The organism is Spirosoma aerolatum, assembly GCF_002056795.1.
GTDB classification, from domain to species: domain Bacteria; phylum Bacteroidota; class Bacteroidia; order Cytophagales; family Spirosomataceae; genus Spirosoma; species Spirosoma aerolatum.
Genome location: NZ_CP020104.1, coordinates 3,760,347 through 3,778,616, shown reverse-complemented (window position 1 = coordinate 3,778,616; position 18,270 = coordinate 3,760,347). Strand labels below are relative to the sequence as shown.

Annotated in this window: 14 protein-coding genes; 10 read left to right on the top strand and 4 right to left on the bottom strand. The window is 48.8% G+C overall.

Annotation, left to right across the window (positions count from 1 at the left end; all coding sequences use genetic code 11):
* Positions 1-36 precede the first annotated feature (36 nt).
* Positions 37-987 (bottom strand): phosphoenolpyruvate carboxykinase (ATP), encoded by a 951-nt coding sequence (locus B5M13_RS15180; protein ID WP_080056485.1) that lies wholly within the window; start codon positions 985-987, stop codon positions 37-39.
* On the bottom strand, positions 988-1,386 hold the full coding sequence (locus B5M13_RS15175; protein ID WP_080056484.1) for a PqqD family protein: 399 nt from the start codon (positions 1,384-1,386) through the stop codon (positions 988-990). It lies immediately after the preceding gene.
* A 590-nt stretch (positions 1,387-1,976) separates the two neighbouring features.
* Here B5M13_RS15175 and B5M13_RS15170 point away from each other — a divergent pair.
* From B5M13_RS15170 to B5M13_RS15125, 10 genes are all read left to right on the top strand, one after another.
* Entirely contained in the window at positions 1,977-3,035 is a 1,059-nt protein-coding gene (locus B5M13_RS15170; RefSeq protein ID WP_245860020.1) for a cytochrome-c peroxidase, read from the top strand.
* A 159-nt stretch (positions 3,036-3,194) separates the two neighbouring features.
* The gene (locus tag B5M13_RS15165) at positions 3,195-4,511 is read left to right on the top strand and encodes a TolC family protein (protein WP_080056482.1); all 1,317 of its coding nucleotides are present in this window, start codon (positions 3,195-3,197) and stop codon (positions 4,509-4,511) included.
* Positions 4,512-4,552: 41 nt separating this feature from the next.
* Positions 4,553-5,647, top strand: a complete 1,095-nt coding sequence (locus B5M13_RS15160; protein ID WP_080056481.1) for an efflux RND transporter periplasmic adaptor subunit — start codon at positions 4,553-4,555, stop codon at positions 5,645-5,647.
* Positions 5,648-5,720: 73 nt separating this feature from the next.
* Positions 5,721-6,971, top strand: coding sequence for an ABC transporter permease (locus B5M13_RS15155; protein ID WP_080056480.1), 1,251 nt, complete (start codon positions 5,721-5,723; stop codon positions 6,969-6,971).
* 87 nt (positions 6,972-7,058) lie between these two features.
* Complete coding sequence (locus B5M13_RS15150; RefSeq protein WP_080056479.1) at positions 7,059-7,751, top strand: ABC transporter ATP-binding protein; 693 nt, start codon at positions 7,059-7,061, stop codon at positions 7,749-7,751.
* Positions 7,732-8,766: a sensor histidine kinase gene (locus B5M13_RS15145; protein WP_080056478.1), complete on the top strand. Its 1,035-nt coding sequence runs from the start codon at positions 7,732-7,734 to the stop codon at positions 8,764-8,766. The genes B5M13_RS15150 and B5M13_RS15145 overlap by 20 nt, the downstream gene beginning before the upstream one ends.
* A 105-nt stretch (positions 8,767-8,871) precedes the next feature.
* A complete protein-coding gene (locus B5M13_RS15140) occupies positions 8,872-9,660 on the top strand; it encodes a LytR/AlgR family response regulator transcription factor (protein ID WP_080056477.1) in 789 nt (262 codons plus the stop codon).
* 322 nt (positions 9,661-9,982) lie between these two features.
* Positions 9,983-12,820 carry a M16 family metallopeptidase gene (locus B5M13_RS15135; RefSeq protein WP_245860018.1) on the top strand — a complete coding sequence of 946 codons (2,838 nt, stop codon included), beginning with the start codon at positions 9,983-9,985 and terminating at the stop codon, positions 12,818-12,820.
* A gap of 156 nt (positions 12,821-12,976) precedes the next feature.
* Positions 12,977-14,437 (top strand): leucine-rich repeat domain-containing protein, encoded by a 1,461-nt coding sequence (locus tag B5M13_RS15130; RefSeq protein WP_080056475.1) that lies wholly within the window; start codon positions 12,977-12,979, stop codon positions 14,435-14,437.
* 188 nt (positions 14,438-14,625) lie between these two features.
* Entirely contained in the window at positions 14,626-15,546 is a 921-nt protein-coding gene (locus tag B5M13_RS15125; protein WP_080056474.1) for an EamA family transporter, read from the top strand.
* Between the two features lie 81 nt (positions 15,547-15,627).
* Here B5M13_RS15125 and B5M13_RS15120 read toward each other — a convergent pair whose 3' ends face one another.
* Both B5M13_RS15120 and B5M13_RS15115 read right to left on the bottom strand, forming a co-directional pair.
* Positions 15,628-16,404: an SDR family NAD(P)-dependent oxidoreductase gene (locus tag B5M13_RS15120; protein WP_080056473.1), complete on the bottom strand. Its 777-nt coding sequence runs from the start codon at positions 16,402-16,404 to the stop codon at positions 15,628-15,630.
* A gap of 76 nt (positions 16,405-16,480) precedes the next feature.
* Positions 16,481-17,833: a PQQ-dependent sugar dehydrogenase gene (locus B5M13_RS15115; protein WP_080056472.1), complete on the bottom strand. Its 1,353-nt coding sequence runs from the start codon at positions 17,831-17,833 to the stop codon at positions 16,481-16,483.
* Between the last annotated feature and the right edge of the window lie 437 nt (positions 17,834-18,270).

Below are 18,270 nucleotides of genomic sequence, written 5' to 3'. Positions count from 1 at the left end.
CGCTTCGGTCAGAAGACTTTATTGACAACCTGCGAATCAGTACATCGCTATAAGTTCATTGAGGTACGCGTAGTTTTCCGTCACATACGGGGACAGATTCACCTGAATGACTGGCAACTCCCGAACCATCTTTCGCATCGCCTGTATACATAACTGGCTGGAAGCCCTGTGCTGTACCGCAAACGCTAAGGACGAGGCCAGGTAGGCAAACCCAACCTTTGGACTCACATGGGTGTGCGACAAGGTACTGCCTTGACGTGTCAGGCAAAAAATGGCTTTAATCGGTGCCCGCGAAACAAACCGATCAGCGCAATGCACCAATGTGCTAAAAAAATATTTTGAATCCCCTTTTTGCTGAAACTGGTTGGCCGAGAGATAGGGGCTTAGCAACGAGAGGCCTTCCTTACGGATACGAAATGTTGGATAAAACCCATATACAGTCGTTGGCTCATCAGCCTGAAGAAAACAAAAATCATCCGTCACAAATTGCCCTCCCTGTATTACCCAGGAGGCAGCCGTGGTCGATTTACCCGTATTTTGTTTGCCCGGAATGAGTACGAATCGATCGTTGGCTCCAATAACGGCAGCATGCAGCGGGGTATATCCCTGTCGATTCAGAATCTGAACGAGCAGATTAAGAAATGGGTAGCTGAATGTGAATACATCGTCCAGCCATTCGGGAAGCGCAAAGAACCGGGCCGAATCCGTTCGCTGGGTATAGGACAGGAAAAATCCGGCTCCCAAAAACAACCAATCCTCCCCGTGTTGTGCCCAGACAACCTCCTCCCGCGTAAAATGAGGCTGCCAGTAAGCAGCCCGATATTTCAGGTAATCGTCCTCAACCCAGTCGATCCAAACAGTACGGATAGCCCATACAGAAGCTTTCCGTTGTAATACGATCCCCGTTGACAAACGCAGTAACACCGATTGAGGTGCACGTATACCAAGTTGAATCTGCTCGGGAAGCAGCCAGAAGCCCTCAGTCATTTATTTCTTATGCGGCCAGCCTAAATCAGAAACATCATGAATCGGGTCGAGCTTAATCAAATCACTGACATCATCAAACTTTTCGAGCACTGGTTTCTCCTGCACACTCAACGAAGTCAGATCAGGTTGGCTGGAAGAAAGCCCCTCTGCACGAACAAGAATACCTTCAGTAAGAAGTTGCTCAATATATACCTCCACCTCCCGTAGCCATTCGCCATTAGCACTTTTCGCCAGATAGTCCGATACATCTTCAGTAGCGTAGCCTTCCTGAAACAACCGTAAAATTGCTGGACCCGACCCTTTCAGCGTGTAATAAATACCACTCTGTATCTGGATGAGTACAATCTCTTCGTCGAAGTCCTCAAAATCAAAATTAGATTTATCAAAAATGGCTACCATACAGAGGCTTACAGTTTATATTGTTTTTGGTCAAATGCCCCGAAACTAGCTATAAAACCGGATTTACCAAAATGTACCTTTCGGTCAGCGAGTAACTAAACCTCAACTCGTTATTCGCTGATCAGAGGACTTACCACTTGTTCAGGATGCTTTATTCCGATTAATTGGCCTCACAACTTCCAGATATACTCCGCATTCAGGCAACTTTCAACGCGTCGCTTTTCCAGAACAGAATAACGTATTTATACGGACAACGCTATTCAGGCCAAGAACCTGACTGAGCGGCTCCTTACAATGGCAAGTCAACGGCTCCTTGCCTAAAAACGATGAAAGTGAACGCATTTAATACCCTGTTAATGTGTAAGTTTTGTATATTTCGCCTTGGTAAGGCTCCAACTCAAATAACCCTTGTTGCGAGCTAAACAATTAGTTAGCTCGCAGATGTACCCTAGCAAAACCTGGTTATTTATACCTGATCTGACCTTATGAAGCTCAATCATTTGATTAGTCTTCTTACGATCGTTTTATTCGTCGCTGTTGTTCTCGAAGCTTGTACAAAAGAGGATACAGTTTCGAGAATTTCTCCGCTGTTGAGTACCCCAACTGTCACTGAACCAGTCAGCAATCCAATAACCAACGACACGGCTTTACTCGGTCAGGCGCTGTTCTGGGACCCTATCCTGTCGGGCAATAAAGATATTGCCTGTGCGACCTGCCATCATCCCAACAATGCCTATACGGATGGCCTTGACCTCTCGCTCGGCACCAATGCGGTTGGCCTCGGGCAAAACAGGCAGTTCCAGTCGCCCAACGATATACCCTTTAGCACGCGTAATGCACCGACCCTACTCAATGTCGCCCTGAATGGCATGGATAGTAACGGAAAGTATGACCCTCTGACGGCACCCATGTTCTGGGACTCGCGAGCGCAAAGCCTCGAAAATCAGGCAATAGGCCCCTTGTCAACATTTGAGGAGATGCGTGGCCACGCGTATAGTGAAGCCCTCACCCTCGATAGCCTGGTTGCCCGGCTATCAAAAATACCCGAATATCAACAACTGTTCAAGAAAGCCTTTGGTAATGGACAGGTGATCACAGCCTCAACCATAAGTAAAGCGATTGCCACGTTTGAACGTACCCTTGTCGCCATGAATTCACCCTATGATCGGTATCTGAAAGGCGAGAAAACGGCCTTAAACGATCAGCAACTACAGGGGATGTTTATCTTTAAGGATGAAGGTTGCGCTATTTGCCACGCAGGACCGATGTTTTCCGATTATAAACTCCATGTCTTATCGGTGCCGGATAATCCAAAACGCACCGGTACCGACGCTGGTGCAGGAGGCACCTATGCCTTTCGGACGCCTTCGTTACGAAACGTTGGGATGACGGCTCCCTATATGCATAACGGGACGTTCAAAACACTGAAGCAGGTGCTTAAATTTTACGACGATATTGGCGAGCCCATCTCTCAGAATCCGAATGTAACGGTGCAACAGATAGACCCAAGAATTCAGCGAATCGCCCTGCGTGATGCAGAGCAGGAGCAACTCATTGCCTTCCTAAACGCACTGACCGACCCGGCTTTCAACCAATTTATTCCGGACCGTGTTCCGAGCGGCCTTCATCCGGGTGGCAATATTCGATAACATGCCTCCAGTTTGGCCAGATCGATCGTTTATCGCTCATCACCCCGAGTATTCATAGATCAAAATAGTCGCTTAGTTTATCATTTTTTCTGTTTCGCTCAAACAGATTGATTCAGCTCAGAAAAACTCATTTCCTTTGAGCATTCATTCGCTACGCCCATGAAACGGCTCATTTTCATCTATATACTACTCCAATCAACCGTCAGTCTGGGACAAACGGTAGTTGCGTCGGTGCAGGAAGCGCTCGCTATGGCCCGTCGGAATAACCCCGACCTGCTGAATGCGCGTCAAAACCGACTGGTACAGGGTCAACAACAATCGGCCACTCGGGCAGCACTGCTTCCTCAGGCACGTTTTTTTACCAATTTCGATTACAATTTTTCGTTGCCCGTTCAACTGATTCCACTGGTGTTGCTGGGTGGCCCTGCCGGTGAATACCGTAGTGTACAGTTTGGCTTGCCCTACGTACTCGCGGCAGGGGCCGAAGTAACCGTTCCTGTGGTCAACCGACCCGCCCGTGCCGATATGGGTATTACAGAACAAAATCTGCGGATCACCGACAATCAGAATCTGGTTCTACAGGACGAAGTATCGACCCAAACGGCCCGCGTTTACCATGCTACGTTACTCACGGCGGCTGCCATCCGCCTGACCCAGCGCAATCTCTCCGCAGCCGACACGCTCACCCAGATTGCCCGCGACCGGCTGGACAAAGGCCTGATTGAACCGCTGGAATACAACCGAATCCGGTCAGTACAACTCACCACGGCCGATGTACTCTACCAGAATCAACTGGCATACGTCCGCAACCGAAACCAGCTCAAACTGATTCTCGGCCTGGCTCCTACCGATAGCCTGGTTCTTTCGGAAGATTTAGCCAGTCGACCAGCCAGCATTCCGATTCCAGCAACGGCGCTTTCGCTGATTGAGCGACCCCAACTAACGTTACAACAGGCGCGGGTCGAGTTATCGAGGCTACAACTAAATCGGGAGAAGCTCCAGCGATGGCCTACCCTTTCGGCATACGGTCGGTACACAGAACAGGCGCAACGAAACGAAATCAACTTCCTCAACTTTAGCCAGCCGTGGTATGAAATTGGTGTTGCCGGACTTCAGTTCAACTGGCCGATCTATTCGGGCGGGTTACGCACCAGCAACATCACCCGCGCCCGTCTGCAACTCAAAGCCGCTGAAATGGCTCTTGATTACGAGCGAACTAAACAACAAACGGATAACGAAGACATTCGCAATACCTTCAATCAGGCGGTTCGGTCGCTGGATCTGAACCAGCAGAATTATGAGCTCAGCGCCCAGAATGTACAGATCGCCCTGATCAAATACCGATCTGGCCTGTTCGCCTACGACCAGTATCTGAACGTGTTCAACGAAGCACTGACCGCTCAGAACCGGTATTTGAACAACCTTTCGAACGTATTTATTAACCAAACGATCCTTCAAATTCGAAGTGGCCAATAAAATCAGTATACGGTTAACCGTGCACCGATTCCCCAACTCCCATGAAAGCTACACGTTTCCTTTTGGTATCTTTAGTCATGCTTACCGCCTGCAAAAACGGTACAGATGGCCTTTCTCCCACCTATCGGGATTTGACCGAAGCGGTGTATGCATCGGGCAATATTTACCCCCGCAATGAATACACCGTTACGGCCGACGCAGCTGGAATTTTACAGAAACGGCTCGTCAATGAAGGCGATTCCATCCAGCAGAACCAGCTCCTGTTTGTGCTGGAAAGTGCTACGGAAGATGCTCGTCAGCAGGCAGCCGCCAACGCATACCGACAGGCCCGAGCCAATCTGGGGCCCAATTCGCCCGTACTGGCCGAACTGGAAGCCCAGGTTCGAAACGCCCGCACCCGACTGGCCAACGATTCGATCAACTACAACCGGTTTCGGGAATTGTACGGCCAGAATGCCACCTCGAAAGCGGAACTCGAACGGGCTGAACTGAACTATACCCTCTCTAAAAACAACCTCCGCGCCCAGCTCAATACCCTACAACGCAGCCGCGACCAGATTCAGCTCGATGTAGCTAACAACCGCAGCCAGCTGGTTTCGTCGGAAGAAGCCGGGCGGAACACCCGTATTCGCAGTCGGCTAAACGGGAAAGTGTATGAAGTGTACAAAGATCCGGGCGAGGTTGTCCGCGTGGGCGACCAGTTGGCGTTGGTCGGCAGTGGCAATCAGTTGTATGCGCAACTGGCCGTCGATGAAAGCGATTTTGGCCGGATGCGCGTCGGCCAGGAGGTTGTTCTAAAAGCAGACGTGTACCCCGATAAGGTATTCAAAGCCCGTGTCAGTAAAATTTATCCCAAGCTCAACCGAAGTGACCAGTCGTTTCGGGTGGATGCCGAGTTTGTGGGCGAGCGTCCTGATGCCTACTATGGCCTCACCCTCGAAGCGAACATCATCATCAGCCAGAACAAGCATGTACTGACTATCCCCAAGTCATACGTGGTCGGCACCGATAGCGTCTGGATTGACCAGGACGGCAAAAAGCAAAAAATCAAATTCCAGAAAGGAGCCGAAAACTTCGATCTGGTCGAGGTGAAAGGTGGCCTGACAGAGACTTCTAAACTAATTGCGAATGAGTGAATGATAGAATGATTGAATTACTCCTTCGCATTCTATTCAATCATTCTATCATTCACTCATTCTATCATTACCTATGGACATTCGAATCGCATCTCAAATTGCGCAAACACATCTACTGGCTAAGAAGCGGCAAACACTTGTTGCGATGCTGGGGGTAACGTTTGGCATTGCCATGTTCATCACGATGATTTCGTTTATGCAGGGGGTGAATCAGTTTCTGGAAGATTCCGCCCTGGATGCCAGTCCCCATATCCGGCTGTACAATGAAGTCAACACCCAGCGCCCCAGTCTGATCGACCAGCTTAATCCGGGAAATTTCAATGTTGTATACCATCAGAAGCCCAAAGATGAACTGGCCCGAATCAAAAACGGGATCGCCATTGCTGAGCGCATTGAAAAGGAACCGGGCGTATTGGGCGTATCGCCCCAGGTGGCTACGCAGGCCTTTTATAATAACGGCCCAATTCAATTGTCAGGAACGATTTCGGGGGTTGACATTGAGCGCGAAAACCGATTATACAAACTAAATACCCGACTCAAATCGGGCAGTCTGCGTGGCCTGCAAAGTAACCCGGATGGCTTGCTTATGGGCGCTGTATTAGCCCGAAAACTTAACGTTCGGGTTGGCGACAAAGTAACGGTTACTACCCCCATCGGCAGTACGCGGGTTTTGCGCGTGGTCGGAACTTTTGGTTTCGGCGTCGGAACCGTCGATAACACCAAGAGTTACGCTAACCTCTCGACGGTGCAGGAGATGCTACAGAAAGACCCCAGTTACATTACCGACATTCACATCAAGATGGTCGATCCACTCCAGGCTATTCCCTTTGGGCAACAGCTACGGGCTATGTATGGGTACTACACCGAAGACTGGGCCACCGCGAATACGGCCATTCTGGCCGGTGAAAAAATTCGGAACGTGATGACGTTTGTGGTATCGATGACTTTACTGGTGGTTGCAGGTTTCGGTATTTACAACATCATGAACATGACCGTCATCAACAAAATCAAAGATATAGCTATCCTGAAAGCAACGGGTTTCGATGGGCGCGACATTATTGCCATCTTTCTGCTTCAGGCCATTTTCATCGGATTTTCAGGTGGTTTACTCGGGTTATTAATCGGATTCGGGCTGAGTTATATGCTGTCGATTACCCCATTCGATGCCGGTGATTTCCTGAGTCTGAAAACGTTTCCGGTCATTTTTGACCCCAAATATTACGTTATGGGCATACTGTTCGGCGTGATCACAACGGTACTGGCGGGCTTTTTCCCCTCCCGAAAAGCCGCCCAGGTCGATCCTGTGGCCATTCTGCGGGGATAATTATAAAGAGCGAAAGAGTGAAAGAGCGACTAGCCAATCTACAACTCATTCACTCTTTCGCTCATTCACTCTTTCGCTCTTTACTACATGAATACAGTTCTTTCGGCCCAGCATGTTAACAAATACTTCTACGATCCGGAGAAATTTCAGGTTCTAAAGGAGGTTACGTTCACGGTGCAACAGGGCGAATTTCTGTCGATCGTAGGTAAATCAGGTTGTGGTAAATCAACCTTGTTGTACCTGTTGTCGACGATGGATACGGATTACGAAGGTGAGATCGAAATGGCGGGCACGAAGTTAAAAGGTCGTAGTCAGGACTTTCTGTCCCACTTCCGCAACGAACACCTCGGCTTTGTGTTTCAGTTTCACTTTCTGCTCCCCGAATTTTCGGCTTTGCAGAATGTGATGCTTCCGGGTTTGAAACTGGGTAAATACCCGGAAAAAGAGGTAGAAGAACGGGCCATGGAAAAACTTCGCCTGATTGGTATGGCCGATTATGCCCGTAAACCCGCCAGCAAATTGTCGGGTGGCCAGCAGCAGCGGGTAGCCATTGCCCGAGCGCTCATCAATGACCCAACCATCGTTATGGGCGACGAACCGACCGGCAACCTCGACCGGGCCAATACTGAAAACGTGTTTGAGATTTTTCGCGGACTGGCCCAGAAAGGCCAGACCATTATTGCGGTCACGCACGACCCCGATTTTGCTGCCCGCACTGACCGCGTTATTGAAATGTCGGACGGAATGATCATTGCCAGCCATGAAAATAAAGTTCAATAAATACGTCGAGGTTGTCCTGCTCTGGATGGCCCTGGCAGGGGTTGTGGCTCGTCAATGGATTATTCCAGACATCACTTGGCAGTTACAGGTCGGTCTTTTTCTGTTGTCGTTCCTTGTCTTCAACCTGATCTGGGCATTTCATTATTTATTCAACGAATGGCTCAACCAGCGACTTCCGTTCGAAAAAAACATTCGCTGGCGTATTGCGGTGCAGCTAATCGGTGGCTGGGGCATTGTTAAAACGATCTTGTTTGCCACTGGATACTTCATTGTCAGGTATATTGTTGCCGAATCCCTGCCTCAGTTGAGCCCTTTCAACCGATTTTCGGCTATTATCATCGTCGTAACTATTTTTCTGGTCAACACGGTTATTACGCTGGGATTCATTGCCAGTCATCTGCTGAAACGATGGCAGGAAAATCTGATAAAAACAGCGCAGTTGGAAAAAGAGAAAGTACAAGTTCAACTCGACAGTCTGAAGAATCAGATTAGCCCGCACTTTCTGTTCAACAGCCTGTCCTCACTCGATAGTCTGATCGATGACAACCCAACCCTGGCTCGGCAGTTCTTGCAACAATTATCGAAGGTATTCCGGTACGTTCTTCAGCACAAAGACAAGTCGCTGGTACCCATCGAAACCGAACTGGCATTTATCAAAAACTACGTTTCGCTGCTGAAAACCCGATTCGATGGGGCTTTTAGGCTGCATTGCCAACTTTCTGACGAAGCCCTGGACTATCAGATTGTGCCTGTTACACTGCAAATTCTGATCGAGAATGCCATTAAACACAATAGCATCAGCGAAGCCCGCCCGTTGACAGTTACGATCAGTAACAATGAGAATTATCTCCTCATTTCCAATCCCATCCAACGAAAACGACAGGTCGAAACATCCAATAAACAGGGGCTGGAAAATCTCAAATTACTCTACAGCTATCTAAGCCCTCGCCCGATTGAAATTGAGGACAATGGCGAGGTGTTTCAGGTTAGCGTTCCCTTGCTAACGAATGAATAATCGTCGTCCGTTGGCTTTCCTTCCCGTTATTTGTTGTAGCGACTACATACCCTTGAACAATGCGAAGCAAGTAACAATGAATGACGCGAAGAAAATGACGACCTCATGACTATCCTGTTAATCGAAGACGAACCCCTGATTGCCCGACAACTTCAAAAGCTGGTGCAACAGTTGGAACCTACAGCCATTATTGAAGGGCCTCTGGCCAGCGTTCAGGCCATTTGTGAGTACTTTCAGTTGCGCCGGACATCTGGGCAGTCTTCCCCCGATCTGGTCATTTCCGATATACAGCTTTCCGACGGAGTCAGCTTTGAAGCCTTCCGGCAGGTCCGGCTCGACACCCCGGTTATTTTCACAACTGCGTATGACGAATATGCCATACGAGCGTTTAAGTTAAACAGCCTCGACTATCTGCTCAAACCCATCGACCCCGAAGAACTTAAAGCCGCTTTGTCTAAATTTCACCGCTGGACCCTGAACGGAACATCGGGCTTCGAAGACCATCTTCGTCTCTTTTTGAACCAACTGGCCGACAACTCGTCGGCTCCAACCTACAAACGTCGCTTTTCGGGGCATCATATCCGGCAAATCATATCGGTTCCTCAACAGGAGGTAGCTTGTTTTTGCCGAAATGAACTGATCTACCTTTACACAACGGACGGCAAAAAGCTGGTTACCGACTACAAGACCCTTGATGAGCTGGAAGAACTGGTCGATCCAGCCCAGTTTTTTCGCGCCAATCGTCAGTATTTAATCGCGCTGGACGCTGTAGCCGGATACAAGCCCCTGGAAAGTCAAAAGTTGCTGGTACTGCTAAAAAGCCCCAATGAAAAACTGGAATTGCTGGTCAGCAAAGAGAAATCGACCTTATTTCGGCATTGGCTGGATGAGTAACACCCCATTTGTCACCCTTTTTCTGTTAAAATTTCACAAATTGATCTAATATTCTTGATCCACTCGTAACTATACGTTTAGTTTGTATATTCTTTTATCAACTATCTACTAAACTATACATGAACTCCTAAAGAGCAAGCGCCAACACCGTTTAGGTGCAACTCCTTACTTCCTAGTCCGTCTTTAGAGAAAAAAGTTCTAGTCACTTTATAACCACTCATCCCTACTTTTGGCAGATACATACCAAGCCAATTGACATTTTTCTCATTTATTAGTAACTAACGAATCATTAATTTGAATACCCAATATAACCAAGCTGTTTATGCGAAACAACACTACCAAGCCAGCTCTGGGTCAGACTGGATGGTCCCGGTCGGGATGGTCCCGCGCGGGTATACTGGCCGCTGCGTTGCTGGTCGGTAGCCTCACCTCATCCTCAGCACAGGATAAGCTTCCAGAAGGCGTTACCAAAGGAGCATCGGTCGAAGGCATCACCGAATACAATCTGAAGAACGGCCTGAAGGTGCTGCTCTTTCCTGATCCGTCGAAGCCCACCATTACGGTCAACATCACTTACCTGGTAGGTTCGCGGCACGAAGGGCTGGGCGAAACAGGGATGGCTCACCTGCTGGAACACATGGTCTTTAAAGGCTCCACCAAACATACCAACATCCCACAAGAGCTGACATCACATGGTGCGCGTCCGAACGGAACAACCTGGCTCGACCGTACCAACTACTTCGAAACCTTTGCGGCCTCGGACGAAAACCTGAAATGGGCGCTCGACCTGGAAGCAGACCGAATGGTCAACTCATTTATCAAAAAAGAAGACCTGGCTTCCGAGTTTTCTGTAGTACGAAATGAGTTCGAAATGCGCGAAAACTCCCCACAAAACGTGTTGAATGAACGGGTCGTTTCGTCGGCTTATCTGTGGCACAACTATGGCAAATCGACTATCGGTAACCGCTCCGATCTGGAGAAAGTCCCCATCGAGAACCTCCAGGCTTTCTATAAGAAATACTATCAGCCCGACAATGCAGTACTGGTTGTAGCCGGTAAAATTGATGAAGCCAAAACCCTGGCGCTGGTCAATGACTATTTTAGTCCGATTCCTAAACCTGCCCGGGTGCTTCAGCCAACCTATAGCATTGAACCCGTTCAGGATGGCGAACGCGATGTGGTTCTCCGGCGGGTAGGTGATACTAAAGTTGTTTCGGCACTGTATCACATCATGCCAAGCTCACACCCTGATTACCCGGTTATGGATGTGCTGATCGACCTCCTGACCGACGAACCCAGCGGCCGATTGTATAAATCGCTGATTGAAACGAAAAAAGCCTCGCAGGAATATGGCTATTCGTTCATGACCAAAGATCCGGGATACGCCTATTTTGCGGTCGAAATGCTGAAAGACAAATCTATTGACGATGCCAAAGCGGCCTTACTAGGTACGCTTGACTCAGTAGCGATCAAAACCCCAACCAAAGATGAAGTTGAACGTTCGAAGGCAAAGCTGCTGAAAGATGTTGAACTTAGCTTCAAGGACGTAGAACGGCTGGGTCGCACACTCAGCGAATACATTGCCACCGGCGACTGGCGTCTGGGCTTCCTGTATCGGGATGCCCTTGAAAAAGTAACCCCTGCCGATGTACAGCGAGTAGCCAAATACTACTTCAAACCCTCCAACCGAACCGTCGGTATGTTCATTCCCGAACAAAACCCTGATCGGGTCGACGTGCCAGAGCCTCCGAACGTAGAGGCTATGGTGAAAAACTATAAAGGCCGGGCTGCTATTGCCAGTGGTGAAGCATTCGACCCCTCTCCTGCTAACATTGATGGCCGTACCCGTCGAATTGAACAGCCTAATACCATTGAATTAGCCCTCCTGCCCAAAACAACCCGTGGGAACGAAGTAAACGCTCGGTTGACCCTGCGGTATGGCGATGTAAACAGCCTGAAAAATAAGAGTGCGATCTCCGTCTTTACGGCGTCGATGCTCGATAAAGGCACAACGACCCGCTCCCGTCAGCAGATCAAGGATGAGTTCGACAAGCTGAAAGCGCAGGTGAATATATTCGGGGGTGGTAATCAGGTGAACGCCATTATTAAAACCAATAAAGAGAATTTGCCTGCCGTGATCCGCATTGTGAGCGACATGCTGAAGCACCCTGCGTTCGATGCCAACGAATTTGAAAAACTAAAGCAGGAGCAACTGGCTCAAATTGAAGCCCAACGATCAGAGCCACAGGCGCTTGCCTTTACAGCCTTCCAGCGCCAGATGAACCCCTATCCGAAGGATGATGTGCGGTATACCTCGACCCCTGATGAAGATGTGGCCGATGTAAAAGCGCTGAAACTGGACGAACTGAAGCAGTTTCATAAGGATTTCTACGGCGCTCAGAATGCGACCTTAGCTGTAGTGGGCGATTTTGATGAGGCAAACGTCCGGAAAGCCGTTATGGATGAACTGGGCACCTGGAAGGCGAAAAAGCCATTCAGCCGACTGGTAAGCCCCTACAACGACATCAAGCCTACGCCACAAAGCATCGAAGCCCCCGACAAAGCGAATGCCTTTATGGTAGCCGGTGTCAACTTGCCCCTGCGCGACGATGATCCTGATTATCCCGCGCTGGTCTTAGGCAACTACATGCTGGGTGGTGGCTTCCTGAACTCACGATTAGCCGTACGCATTCGCCAGAAAGAGGGTATTAGCTATGGTGTTGGCTCACAGCTTCAGGCCAATCCGTTCGACAAAACGGGTATGTTCATGACCTACGCCATCTATAACCCCGAAAATGCAGAACGACTGGAAAAAGCCTTCCGGGAGGAAATGGACAAGGTAGTGAAAGAGGGCTTTACAGCCGACGAGATTAAAGCTGCCCGGTCGGGTCTGTTGCAATCGCGGATGGTAGGTCGGGCACAGGACCCCAGTCTGTCGGCTACGCTCAACAATTACCTCTACCTCAACCGGACGATGGGCTGGGATGCTGATTTTGAGAAGAAATTGGAATCACTGACTCCTGAACAGGTCAATGCAGCCATGAAAAAGCACATCGACCCGTCAAAAATCTCAATCATCAAGGCCGGTGACTTCGCAAAAGCCGCCAAGAAAGCAGCCGAAAAGCAACCCGCTTCGTCGGTAAGTGGCGGTAAAAACTAGACCGGTATTTAACGGATTTGGGGATTAAACAGATTTTGTAACAGGCTTTATGAAAGCGCAACAAAATCTGTTTAATCCCCAAATCCGTTAAATACCGGTTTTTTTTGGTTTTTATAACTATAATTTTCGTTATTTACCTAAAAATTCCGTTACAACATGCTAAAAGGCCTTCTATTTGTCTATCTGATGCTGACCGGACTGGTTGGTTATGCCCAGTCGCCGGTTGTTTTTTTACGGGATACCACCCGGCTAGGCGTTTCTTTGGCGAGTTTAGAGCGTTCTTTCCCACCACCTTACGATAAGCTTATTGTTCAGGCAGGCAAATCGAGCCAGCTGAAAGGGGCCTTTTCAGGACGAACGAAACTCTACTTCGACAGTTTAAATGCTCAGCATCAACAGTTTTTTACGTTTATTGAGCGTAATAAAAAGCGGCTCCCCGCTCTTGGGCTTCTATTCCAGACCCAGGAGTTTATTCGCGCTGATGGTTCATATGAGTGGGTATTTTGCCAGGTTGATGGACAGTCATTGACGAGTGAGCAGGAATCCAAACTACTGGCACTATTGACGGAATGGTACACGCAGCATCCATTTCCCATAAAGACTGAAAACGGGTTTCGCCGATCTACGATGACTACGCTCGGTCAACCCCCTCAGAAACGCACGGTTCGGCGCGGTCCTGGAATCATTAGTACGGTCGAAGCGGCCGAAAAGACCCTGCGCCCGGATACGGTAACCATGTTGGCATTTAATCACCTGGAACTAAGTTCCGTTCCCGAAGTGGTGTATCGTTTTCCTAAACTGGAAGAGCTGGATTTGTCCCGTAACAACCTCCACGAACTCCCAGCCCGACTAACAGCCGATATTCCAACGCTCAAACGATTAAGTGTGCTATTCAACGTTATTCCCAACGATAGCGTATTCATTACCCGTAACAAACACATACGGTCGCTGAATATTCAGGGTAATAAGCTCACCAAAATCCCGGAATCCATCCGACAGAACCGACGACTTGAAAGTTTATGGCTGGGTTACAACAAATTGACTACCATAACCGATGCTGATGTCAAAACCCTACGGCGCATGCGCAAACTGTCGGACCTTAATCTCTATAGTGTTGGTCTGTCACAACTACCTACTTCCATCGGACGACTCAAGCGTGTAAAAGTGCTGGATTTGTACTACAACAAATTCATTGAATTACCTCCGCAGATTGGCAAAATGAAGCGGTTGGAGCAGTTGGCTGTAGCGCATAACGAACTACGAAACCTGCCGGTTACGCTCACCAAACTACGCCATTTGCAGGTATTATACGCCCATCATAACCACCTGAGTCAACTGCCCGACGAATTCAGCCGCCTTCACTCGTTGCGCATTCTGGACTTGAGCTATAACTGGTATGTATCGGTACCAGCCGTTATAGGCACGTTGTCGTCGTTGCAGGAGTTATCGTTCAACAACAATAACCTGCACGAATTCCCCAGCATGCTTCTCTCCCTTAAAGGGTTAAAAAAAGTTTTTTTGGGAAGTAATCCACTTTTCGGGCAGGAAGCGATGAAAAGTCCCTATGCTCCTCAGATCAAACAGCTAGAAGCCAACAATACCGATGTGTCGTACTGATTAGTTGACGAGAGCTTTATCCGTATACCAATAAACGGACCTCGCCTTTTACAGAAACCAGACAAAATCCGCCAAATAATATTCTGCTTAGAATTTTCATAATGTATCTCAGAAATGCTGAAAATAGACCGATTTGACGGAGAAAATTTACCCTTCCGCTTGTTACAAGCTTACTAGTAAGCAATTGTATGCAAGCCGTTACATCCCCTCTTTCAAATTCGTCAGACCGTTTTACGCTCTGGGCTAACCTGATCTCCGTTTATATATTGTGGGGTTCTACCTATCTGTTCATTCATTTTATGACCGAACGGATGCCCCCCCTTTACATGGTGGCAGTCCGGTATCTGATTGCAGGAGGGATACTCTATGGCTATGCACGGCTGACGGGAACACCCCGCCCAACCCGAAAAGAATGGCAGTCAGCCGGGCTGATCGGCATTTTGCTGCTTACCGTTTCGAATGGCTGCCTGGCCATTGGCTTGCAGTACATTCCGAGCGGTATGGCGGCTTTGCTAGGAGGTCTGTTGCCCGTTTATCTCCTGACGCTCAACTGGGTTTCGTTTGGCAAAAAACGGCCGAGTAATCTGGCACTTGCGGGCCTGGTTGTCGGCCTTATTGGTATTTTCCTACTGGTGAAACCGGATAAACTGCAAAGCACAGCTGGCCTCGATGCCAAATTGATCGGTACGGGTTTTGTTGCCTTCGGTAATCTGATCTGGGCTATTGGCACGCTGCTAACACCGCGTCTGTCATTGCCAACTGGCACCCTATCCAGTGGTATTCAAATGATTGTGGGGGGATTTGCCAGCCTACTCGTAAGTCTGGTGCTCGAACCGGTTACACCATTAAGCATTCTGGACGCTCCTACCAAAGCCATCGGATCAATGATTTACCTGATCATTTTTGGCAGTATCATCGGTTTTTCATCCTATTCTTGGCTGGCCCGGAACGCCCCTCCGCAGCTTCTGGCCACCTATGCCTTCGTTAATCCAGTTGTCGCGATGTTCTTAGGTACCTTGTTCGCTGGCGAAATATTCTCCAGCCAATCCCTGATTGGTGCCCTGGTAGCCATCGTTGGCGTAGTATTGATCACGCTGGGGAGGAAATAATTTTGAATGATTGAGTGATTGAATGATTGAATTAGCTAGCGCAATCTAAATTCAATCATTCAATCACTCAATCATTCAGTATCAAATCGGCGGCACACCCACGCTTGTCCAGCCACCATCTACGACCAGGCTTTGGCCGGTAATATGGCGGGATGCGGGCGCCACCAGAAATAGAGCCGCATTGGTTATATCATCGACCGTAGCAGGGCGCCCCATTGGCGTGATCCGCGACCAGATTGGAATGTAGGTAGGGTCGTCTAAGGTTCGTTCAGTAAGTGTGGCCCCTGGGGCAATCGTATTGATGGTAATGCCAAGTGGCGAAAAGTCGATGACTAATTGACGGGCCAGCATTTCCAGCCCTGCCTTGGTCATACTGTAAACAGGCAATCCCGGATGGGCCAGATGTCCTACTACTGACGACATAAACAGGATACTCCCCCCTTTCCCCTGCAACCGCATTTGCTGAGCGGCCATTTGTGCGAGAAAAAAGCTACCTCGTAAGTTTACGTCTACAATTTTCTGAAATGCCTCTGCCGTGGTCGTGAAGATGTCGCCGAAAATGGTGATTCCCGCGTTGGCAATGGCAATATCCAGCGATCCAAACCGAGCAACAGCAGTATCTACCATATGGCGAATAAACGATACATCTGATGCATCGCCTGGGCAGGCCTCACAAGTCCCGGCATCGGGAGTTTGGCATTCATCCTGAATACGATGGGCTGCGTTTCGGGCTAAATCATGGTCATAATCGTTGAGTACGACGTTGGCTCCCTGCTGAACTAGTGCTTTCGCAATGGCAAAACCAATTCCAGTGCCAGCCCCCGTAATGAGTACAGTCTGTCGGGCAAAATTTGTCATGCAATCGATAAGTAGGGTAAAGGATAATTTCGTGGCGAAAATAGGACAAATTTTCCTCGCAAGCGCATAGGCACCTTTAGGGATCAAACTTGACCTTGCCTGAAGGCGAATAGGCCAGTTTCCCCTTCAAATCAAGCGATCGAACCTGTACCAGTTGATTCAGGTCTACCGAATGGTCGGCAGAAATAACCACATCGTCACCGGCAATGGGCAGACAATTGCAGTTCCAGGTGTCCGGACTGGCCCAGTTTCCTGTTTTAACACTAGCGATTGTCCGTTCGATGATACGATACAATTTTCCCTCTGCAAAGGAAAGCACATACAATTCACCGTTTGGGTCCTGCCCGAATGATACAGGCAATACGGTGGGCAGGCTGAGTTGTGTAATTTGCTGAAAAGTCCCATCATCCGCTCGTTTCAGTGACCAGTACGTTCCGCGTTGGTAGTCGCCAAACACGTACCACCCATATAACTTGGGGTAAACTGTGCCACGGTATACATAACCACCGGTGATGGATGCACCACTGCCATAATTGTAGCCAGAATAGTCGAGCAGAGGCATATGGTACGTATCAGACCCGGAGCAATTTGAATTATAGGCATGCGTCCCTTCGTAACAGGGCCATCCGTAGTTCTGTGGTGCTGTCGCATTCGAAGGGGTAAAATTCAGTTCTTCCCAACCATCCTGTCCCACATCCCCGATCCACATATCGCCCGTCAGTCGATCAAAGCTCCAGCGCCACGGATTCCGTAAACCCAGGGCATAAATTTCATCTGCTACGCCATCGCTGGGGCTACTGTATGGATTTGTGGCAGGAATAGCGTAAGGTGTACCATGATCGACATCAATCCGAAAGATCTTCCCGTAAGGCGTTTGCAGGCTCTGTGCAAACCGATCGGGGTCGCCAACAGAGCCACGAAGTCCCGGCCACGAATCGCCTGTCGTAATATATAGATACCCATCAGGGCCAAAACCCAGGCAACCCGACCGGTGCGCCCCCTGCGGATTCGGATAAGGCACGACCAGCAACGTAAATTCTGTTGAACTATCAGCCTGGTCGGGATTGGTTGCACTACGGGTAAAGCGGGCATACACAGCCGACCGATCACCCTTCCGACAATAGTTAACATATATGTATCCATTACTGGCGTAATTTGGGTGGAGCGTAATCCCGAAAATCCCCTCCCAGGTAGCATCATGAATTTTTGCCCCAAGATCCAGATAAGGTGTTACAAGCTTAACCCCATTTCGAACGATACGAATCTGTCCATCAGTTTGTGAGATCAGAAATTCGCTAGAACTAATGGCAACCATATCCGTTGGCCGATTCAACCCTGTTGCCAATTCGGTCAACCGAATTCGGGGGGCTTGTGCAAGTAATTGGGTAGAGCTAAGGACAGCTAACAAAAGCAAGTAACGGAAAAGCATGCAGATACAGCAATGTTTACCAAAAAGTAACAATTACTATACCGTCGACACAGTCTTACGCTACCATCATTTTTTTGTTTACTATTCAGTCCCTTTTTTATTGATTTTTCGGCCTAAACCACTGAAATCAACCTATTGCGGTGACAGTTTGGGAATCAATGGAACGAATACTGCTATTTTTATTTATTAACTCGGCGTAGAATTTGTGGGAAAGTTCATTATAGAACCGAACCTGTTTAAACTTATGCCGCAATAACGTTTTGTCATCCCAAGGAACGAGGGATCTTCGGGCAAGCCCGTTGAATAACCAGTCACCGAAGACCCCTCGTTCCTTGGGATGACAAAAACACACCTATCGAGAAGCAATTTTGTAAAGTTTAAACAAGCTCATAAAATACGGTGGGCCGTCGCACCATTTTTTGCGCCAGCCCACCGTA

Excerpts from the sequence above, each read along its gene's own strand:
- B5M13_RS15180 (WP_080056485.1), bottom strand. The coding sequence starts at position 987 with ATGACTGAGGGCTTCTGGCTGCTTCCCGAGCAGATTCAACTTGGTATA.
- B5M13_RS15175 (WP_080056484.1), bottom strand. The coding sequence starts at position 1,386 with ATGGTAGCCATTTTTGATAAATCTAATTTTGATTTTGAGGACTTCGAC.
- B5M13_RS15165 (WP_080056482.1), top strand. The coding sequence starts at position 3,195 with ATGAAACGGCTCATTTTCATCTATATACTACTCCAATCAACCGTCAGT.
- B5M13_RS15160 (WP_080056481.1), top strand. The coding sequence starts at position 4,553 with ATGAAAGCTACACGTTTCCTTTTGGTATCTTTAGTCATGCTTACCGCC.
- B5M13_RS15155 (WP_080056480.1), top strand. The coding sequence starts at position 5,721 with ATGGACATTCGAATCGCATCTCAAATTGCGCAAACACATCTACTGGCT.
- B5M13_RS15150 (WP_080056479.1), top strand. The coding sequence starts at position 7,059 with ATGAATACAGTTCTTTCGGCCCAGCATGTTAACAAATACTTCTACGAT.
- B5M13_RS15145 (WP_080056478.1), top strand. The coding sequence starts at position 7,732 with ATGAAAATAAAGTTCAATAAATACGTCGAGGTTGTCCTGCTCTGGATG.
- B5M13_RS15140 (WP_080056477.1), top strand. The coding sequence starts at position 8,872 with ATGACTATCCTGTTAATCGAAGACGAACCCCTGATTGCCCGACAACTT.
- B5M13_RS15135 (WP_245860018.1), top strand. The coding sequence starts at position 9,983 with ATGCGAAACAACACTACCAAGCCAGCTCTGGGTCAGACTGGATGGTCC.
- B5M13_RS15130 (WP_080056475.1), top strand. The coding sequence starts at position 12,977 with ATGCTAAAAGGCCTTCTATTTGTCTATCTGATGCTGACCGGACTGGTT.
- B5M13_RS15125 (WP_080056474.1), top strand. The coding sequence starts at position 14,626 with ATGCAAGCCGTTACATCCCCTCTTTCAAATTCGTCAGACCGTTTTACG.
- B5M13_RS15120 (WP_080056473.1), bottom strand. The coding sequence starts at position 16,404 with ATGACAAATTTTGCCCGACAGACTGTACTCATTACGGGGGCTGGCACT.
- B5M13_RS15115 (WP_080056472.1), bottom strand. The coding sequence starts at position 17,833 with ATGCTTTTCCGTTACTTGCTTTTGTTAGCTGTCCTTAGCTCTACCCAA.